The sequence below is a fragment of the Stutzerimonas degradans genome (assembly GCF_024448505.1).
Taxonomy (GTDB): Bacteria; Pseudomonadota; Gammaproteobacteria; order Pseudomonadales; family Pseudomonadaceae; genus Stutzerimonas; species Stutzerimonas degradans.
This window is the reverse complement of record NZ_JAMOHV010000009.1, coordinates 184,052-190,729: the sequence shown is the minus strand read 5'-3', so window position 1 is coordinate 190,729 and position 6,678 is coordinate 184,052. Positions and strand designations below refer to the sequence as shown.

Genomic DNA, 6,678 nt, shown 5'->3' with positions numbered 1-6,678 from the left:
CCCGAGCGAGCAGCCGGCCGCCGTGACCTACAACATGAACATCCTGCAGGGCATCGAGGCGCCGGAAACCTTCTGCGTCAGCCTCAACCAGACCGCCGCCATCGACCCGGAGCAGGTACTCGCCCGTTTCACCTATGCCCACCCGCAATTCAGCCTCGAAGGCATCGCCGCACAGGCGCGTGCCGACGAGCTGCTCGGTGCGCAGCACAGCTATTACTGCGGCGCGTACTGGGGCAACGGTTTCCACGAAGACGGCGTGGTCAGCGCGTTGCGCGTGGCGGCGGCCTTCGGTGAATCGTTATGAGCGGCGCCATCGTCCACAGCGCGCTGTACCACGGCTGGGTGCAGCACCGCCGCTTCGCCCCGCGCGCGCATGCCTTTCACTACCGCATGGGCCTGCTCTATCTGGACCTTGCCGAGCAGGACGCGGTGCTCGGGCTGTCCGCGCTGTGCGGCCGCGGTCGTTTCGCTGCGTTCGCCTTCCGCGAAACCGACTACCTGCCGGAGTTCACCCGGCGCGGCATGCCGCTGGCCGATGCGGTGCGCCAGCGTGTCAGCGAGGCGCTGGGGCGCGCGATCAACGGGCCGGTACGCCTGCTGACCCAGCCGCGCAGCTGGGGCCTGAGTTTCAATCCGGTGAGCTTCTTCTACTGCTTCGACGAGCAGCAGCAGCTGGCGGCGATCCTCTGCGAAGTCAGCAACACGCCCTGGCGCGAGCGCTATCACTACGTGCTGCCGGCCAGCGGCAATGCCAACCTGCGCTGCAACGTGGCGAAGACCTTTCACGTGTCGCCGTTCCTGCCCGGCAACCTCGAATACCGCATGCGCTTCAACCCACCGGGAGAGGCCATCGGCGTACACATGGAGGACTGGCAGGACGAGCACAAGCTGTTCGACGCCACCCTCGGCCTCAAGCGCGAGGCACTCTCGCGCGCCGCCGTGCATCGCTACCTGCTGCGCTTCCCGTGGATGACCGGCAAGACGCTGCTCGCCATCTACTGGCAGGCGCTGCGGCTGGCGATCAAGCGCACCCCGTTCTTTGCCCACCAACCCACCACCGGCCGTTATGCCGTGGCCACCGTCGCGGCCAAGGAGTCTCGCCATGAAAAGCTCTAGCCTGAGCGTCAAAGCCACACCGGCGACCGCCCTGGGACTGGCCGGCGGTCTGCTGCGTCGCAGCGTGCTGCGCCAGCTGGCGCAGTTGCGTCACGGCCAGTTGAACGTGTTCGAGGGTGACGATTGCCTGATTTTCGGCGCCGGAAGCGGCATCCATGCCGAAATCCACGTGCATGACGGCGCCGCCTGGGGCCTGATCGCCAGCAATGGCTCCATCGGCGCCGGCGAAGCCTATATCCATGGTTACTGGAGCAGCCCGGACCTGACCGCCGTGGTCCGTCTGTTCGTCGCCAACCTCGAGGTGCTCGATGGCCTGGAAGGCGGCCTGGCACTGCTCGGTCGCCCGCTGCTCAAGGGCCTGCACTGGCTCAATCGCAACAACCGCGCCGGTTCGCAGCGCAACATTGCGGCGCACTACGACCTGGGCAACGCGCTGTTCGAGCGTTTTCTCGACCCGACCATGATGTATTCCGCCGCGCTGTTCGAGCACGCCGACGACAGCCTGGAACAGGCCCAGCTGAACAAGCTGGCGCGCATCTGCGACAAGCTCGAACTCAAGCCAACCGATCACCTGCTGGAGATCGGCACCGGCTGGGGCAGCATGGCGCTGTACGCCGCCGTCAACCATGGCTGCCGGGTGACCACCACCACGCTGTCGCGCGAGCAGTTCGCCTACACCCAGGCGCGCATCGAGGAAGAAGGCCTGCAGGATCGCGTCACCCTGCTGCTCAAGGACTATCGCGACCTCGACGGCCAGTTCGACAAGCTGGTGTCCATCGAGATGATCGAGGCCGTCGGTCACAGCTTCCTGCCGACCTACTTCCGCCAGTGCGCGCGCCTGCTCAAGCCCGACGGGCTGATGCTGCTGCAGGCCATCACCATCCGCGACCAGCGCTACGAGCAGGCGCGGCGCGGCGTCGACTTCATCCAGCGCTACATCTTCCCCGGCGGCGCACTGCCGTCGGTGCAGCGGATGACCGAGCTGGTCGGCCGCGAAACCGACATGAACCTGCTGCACCTGGAAGACATCGGCTGGCACTACGCGCGCACCCTGCGCCTGTGGCACGAGAACTTCCGCCGCGCGCGCAACGAGCTGGAAGCGCTGGGCTACGACGAGCAGTTCTACCGGCTCTGGGAGTTCTACCTCTGCTACTGCGAGGGCGGCTTCCTCGAACGCAGCATCGGCACCGCGCAGCTGCTGCTGGCCAAGCCGCAGGCGCGGCCGGCAAGCCTGCAGCGGGGCAGCGCAACACCGCGCTGAGCTACGCATCCCGGCCGGCCCCGCACCTGTGCAGCCGGGCCGTCACCATCGCCCCAAAGCGGGGAATACGCGCACCGCGCCGCACCCTTCTGGTTCAACGCGCTGCCGGCGTGCACTCTCGCCGGCTACCCCTCCGCGTGAACGGCGAAGCGGCCCGGCACCCCGCAAAACCGCACTCTCCGGCGCTGCGCCAGCGCCGGAGCACGGTTTCCGATGACTTGGCACGCTAGCTGCAATTACCCAGGCAACACCTGCCGAACCAGGGCAGGTCGTCCCAGCGGTCAGCGGCGACCGCCCGCCAGCAGGCACGGGACCGGGTGAAGCGGGCAACGACGCCAGGCGAATCACTCCCAGATATTCATCGATACCAGGCAAAGGCGCCTGGAGCTGATACCAGCTCCAGGCGCCTTTTTGCGTTTTGCCGGCCACGTGCCGCAGCAGCTCGACTGAGGAAAGGCCATGAGTTCTACCGTCACTCCGCTCAAGCACGAAAAACTGGTCATCGTCGGCAACGGCATGGTCGGCCACCACTGCATCGAACAGCTGATCGAGCGCGGCGCCCTCACCCGCTACGAACTGCATGTGTTCGGCGAGGAGCGCCAGCGCGCCTATGACCGCGTGCACCTATCCGAGTACTTCGGCGGTCGCGACGCCGAGTCGCTGGCCATGTGCGATGCCGACTACTACAGCCGCCACGGCGTCTACACCCATCTGGGCGTTGAGGTGCTGGGCATCGACCGTGAGCGCAAGGAAGTCGTCACCAGTGCCGGCCGTCAGCCCTATGACCAGCTGATCCTTGCCACCGGCTCCTACCCCTTCGTGCCGCCGGTTTCCGGTGCCGAAGGCAGTGCGCGACTGGTCTACCGCACCCTCGACGACCTCGATGCGATTCGTGCGGCAGCCAGCAGCGCCAGGCGCGGTGTAGTGGTCGGTGGCGGCCTGCTCGGCCTGGAAGCGGCCAATGCGCTGAAGTCGCTCGGTCTGGAAGCCCATGTCGTCGAATTCGCTCCGCGCCTGATGCCAGTGCAACTGGACGGCGAAGGCGGCGCGGCATTGAAGGCGCGCATCGAGGCGCTGGGCGTCGGCGTGCACCTGTCGCGCGCCACCCAGGAGATCGTCGCCGGCGAGAACTACGCCTGGCGGATGAACTTCACCGACGGCGAATTTCTCGAAACCGACCTGATCGTGTTTTCCGCCGGCATCCGCCCGCAGGACGCCCTCGGCCGAGTCGCGGAGCTGGAGATTGCCCCGCGCGGCGGCATCGTCATCGACAGCGAATGCCGCACCTCGGACCCGGCGATCTTCGCCATCGGCGAATGCGCCAGCTGGAACGGCAGCGTGTTCGGCCTGGTCGCCCCCGGCTACAGCATGGCGCGCAGTGTCGCCGCCCAGCTGGCTGAGGAACCTCACGAGCCCTTCTACGGCGCCGACATGTCGACCAAGCTCAAGCTGCTCGGCGTGGATGTAGGCTCCATCGGCGATGCCCACGGCGCCACGCCGGGCTCGCGCAGCTACCGCTTCATCGATGAGGCCAGCGCCAGCTACCGCCGCCTGGTGGTATCCGCCGATGGCAAGACCGTGCTCGGCGCGGTGCTGGTCGGCGACAACAGCTACTACGACACCCTGCTGCAGTACGCGCAGAACGGCATCAAGCTGCCGGCCGATCCGTCCGCGCTGATCCTGCCGCAGACCGAGGGCGCTCCGACCCTTGGCCCGGACGCCCTGCCGGCCAGCGCGACCATCTGCTCCTGTCACAACGTCAGCAAGGGCGCGGTCTGCTGCCAGGTCGATGCCGGCGTCACCGATCTCGGCGAATTGAAAGCCATCACCAAGGCCGCCACCGGCTGCGGCGGCTGCAGCGCCCTGCTCAAACTGGTGTTCGACGCCGAGCTGGCCGCGCGCGGCGTGGCGGTGGACAAGAGCCTCTGCGAGCACTTCGCCTACACCCGTCAGGAGCTTTACGGCATCGTCCGCGTCGAGGGCATCCAGAGCTTCGCCGAACTGCTGGCCAAACACGGCCGCGGCCATGTCGGCTGCGACATCTGCAAGCCGACGGTGGGTTCGATCCTGGCCTCGTGCTGGAACCAGCCGATCACCGATCCGGCGCTGATTCCGCTGCAGGACACCAACGACACCTTCATGGCCAACATGCAGAAGAACGGCACCTACTCGGTGGTGCCGCGCATCCCGGGTGGCGAGATCACCCCCGAGGGGCTGATCGCCATCGGCGAGGTGGCGAAGAAATACGACCTCTACACCAAGATCACCGGCGGCCAGCGCATCGACCTGTTCGGCGCCCAGCTGCACGAGCTGCCGGACATCTGGGGCGAGCTGATCGCCGCCGGCTTCGAAACCGGTCACGCCTACGGCAAGAGCCTACGCACGGTGAAATCCTGCGTCGGCAGCACCTGGTGCCGTTACGGCGTGCAGGACAGCGTCGGCATGGCGCTGCGCCTGGAGGACCGCTACAAGGGGTTGCGCGCGCCGCACAAGATCAAGTTCGCCGTCTCCGGCTGCACCCGCGAATGCGCCGAGGCGCAGAGCAAGGACATCGGCGTGATCGCCACCGACAAAGGCTGGAACCTCTACATCTGCGGCAACGGCGGCATGCGCCCGCGGCACGCCGAGCTGTTCGCCACCGACCTCGACGACGAGGCGCTGATCCGCACCATCGACCGGGTGCTGATGTTCTACGTGCGTACCGCGGACAAGCTGCAGCGCACCTCGGTCTGGCGCGAGAGCCTGGAAGGCGGCCTCGATTACCTAAAGGCCGTGATCCTCGACGACAGCCTGAACCTCGCCGCCGAACTGGAAAGCCAGATGCAGCACGTGGTCGACAGCTACCAGTGCGAATGGGCCAACGCCATCTCCGATCCGGAAAAGCTCAAGCGCTTCCGCACCTTCGTCAACGACGGCCGCGCCGACCCCGACATCCACTTCGTCAAGGAGCGCGGCCAGCGTCGGCCGGTACGCGCCAGCGAACTTCACCTGATCCCACTTACCCAGGAGGTGCTCTGATGAGCCAGTCCAACGTCGTTCGTCTCGACTCCCGTTCCGCAGCCCCGGCGGCCTGGCAGGCACTGTGCAGCCGTGCCGATCTGGTCGCCAATTCCGGTGTAGTGGCCTGGCACGAAGGCGCCCAGGTGGCGTTGTTCCACCTACCGGAAAATGCCGAAGGCGAGCAGTTGTTCGCCATCGACAACCGCGACCCCAAGTCCGGCGCCAACGTCATCGGTCGCGGCATCGTCGGCAGCCTCAAGGGCGAGCTGGTGATCGCCTCGCCGCTGTACAAGCAGCACTTCCGCCTGGCCGATGGCAGCTGCCTGGAATACCCCGAACAAAGCCTGCGGGTATGGCCGGTGCGCCTCAATGGCGATGCCGTGGAGATCGCCGTCGCCTGAATCCGCCGCCGGCGACGCGGCACAACCCACAACCTGCAAGTTTCTGCCCACTACTCGAGAGCATCCGCCATGTCCTACATAATCCCTTCGGAGTTCGCCACCAAGATGGTGGACGCCGGCGAATCGAAGATATTCATGTCCACCCGCGACACCCTGATCCGCGCCTTCATGGCCGGGGCGATCCTCGCCCTCGCCGCGGTGTTCGCGGTGACCATCACCGTGCAGACCGGTTCACCGCTGATCGGCGCCATGCTCTTTCCCGTAGGCTTCGTCATGCTTTACCTGATGGGCTTCGACCTGCTGACCGGGGTGTTCATGCTCACCCCGCTGGCCCTGCTCGACCGTCGCCCCGGGGTAACCGTCGGCGGTGTGCTGCGCAACTGGGGCTGGGTGTTCCTCGGCAACTTCGGCGGTGCGCTGACCGTGGCCTTCATGATGGCCTTCGTCTTCACCATGGGCTTCTCCACGGAGCCGGGGCCGATCGGCGAAAAAATCTCACACATCGGCGAGGCACGCACCCTGGGCTACGCCGAGTTCGGCGCGGCAGGCTGGGCGACCATCTTCCTGCGCGGCATGCTGTGCAACTGGATGGTGTCGATGGGCGTGGTCGGCGCGATGATCTCCACCTCGGTCAGCGGCAAGGTGATCGCCATGTGGATGCCGATCATGCTGTTCTTCTTCATGGGCTTCGAGCATTCGGTGGTGAACATGTTTCTGTTCCCCTCGGCGATGATCATGGGCGGCGACTTCTCGGTGATGGATTACATGCTGTGGAACGAGATCCCCACGGCGCTGGGCAACCTGGTCGGCGGCCTGGCCTTTACCGGCCTGACGCTCTACACCACCCATGTGCGCACTGCACCCAAGCGCACCGTCTACTGACCCTGGAGTGAACGAAGG

At 66.3% G+C, this 6,678-nt stretch carries 5 protein-coding genes and 1 pseudogene; all 6 read left to right on the top strand.

Features of this window, described 5'->3' with window-relative positions; all coding sequences use genetic code 11:
* A pseudogene (locus NAV27_RS13470) lies at nucleotides 1-304 on the top strand (FAD-dependent oxidoreductase); the annotation flags it as partial.
* Nucleotides 301-1,116: a DUF1365 domain-containing protein gene (locus NAV27_RS13465; protein WP_043298453.1), complete on the top strand. Its 816-nt coding sequence runs from the start codon at nucleotides 301-303 to the stop codon at nucleotides 1,114-1,116. The pseudogene NAV27_RS13470 and the gene NAV27_RS13465, both read left to right, overlap by 4 nt.
* On the top strand, nucleotides 1,103-2,377 hold the full coding sequence (locus NAV27_RS13460; protein ID WP_102828537.1) for an SAM-dependent methyltransferase: 1,275 nt from the start codon (nucleotides 1,103-1,105) through the stop codon (nucleotides 2,375-2,377). The genes NAV27_RS13465 and NAV27_RS13460 overlap by 14 nt, the downstream gene beginning before the upstream one ends.
* Before the next feature lie 459 nt (nucleotides 2,378-2,836).
* Nucleotides 2,837-5,395 (top strand): nitrite reductase large subunit NirB, encoded by a 2,559-nt coding sequence (gene nirB / locus NAV27_RS13455; protein ID WP_102828538.1) that lies wholly within the window; start codon nucleotides 2,837-2,839, stop codon nucleotides 5,393-5,395.
* A complete protein-coding gene (gene nirD / locus NAV27_RS13450; RefSeq protein WP_043298449.1) occupies nucleotides 5,395-5,778 on the top strand; it encodes a nitrite reductase small subunit NirD in 384 nt (127 codons plus the stop codon). The genes nirB and nirD overlap by 1 nt, the downstream gene beginning before the upstream one ends.
* A 69-nt stretch (nucleotides 5,779-5,847) precedes the next feature.
* The gene (locus NAV27_RS13445; protein ID WP_043298448.1) at nucleotides 5,848-6,660 is read left to right on the top strand and encodes a formate/nitrite transporter family protein; all 813 of its coding nucleotides are present in this window, start codon (nucleotides 5,848-5,850) and stop codon (nucleotides 6,658-6,660) included.
* Nucleotides 6,661-6,678 lie beyond the last annotated feature (18 nt).

What these genes read in the sequence shown, in the direction of transcription:
- NAV27_RS13460 (WP_102828537.1), top strand. Translation starts at nt 1,103, where the DNA reads ATGAAAAGCTCTAGCCTGAGCGTCAAAGCCACACCGGCGACCGCCCTG.
- nirB (WP_102828538.1), top strand. Translation starts at nt 2,837, where the DNA reads ATGAGTTCTACCGTCACTCCGCTCAAGCACGAAAAACTGGTCATCGTC.
- NAV27_RS13445 (WP_043298448.1), top strand. Translation starts at nt 5,848, where the DNA reads ATGTCCTACATAATCCCTTCGGAGTTCGCCACCAAGATGGTGGACGCC.
- NAV27_RS13465 (WP_043298453.1), top strand. Translation starts at nt 301, where the DNA reads ATGAGCGGCGCCATCGTCCACAGCGCGCTGTACCACGGCTGGGTGCAG.
- nirD (WP_043298449.1), top strand. Translation starts at nt 5,395, where the DNA reads ATGAGCCAGTCCAACGTCGTTCGTCTCGACTCCCGTTCCGCAGCCCCG.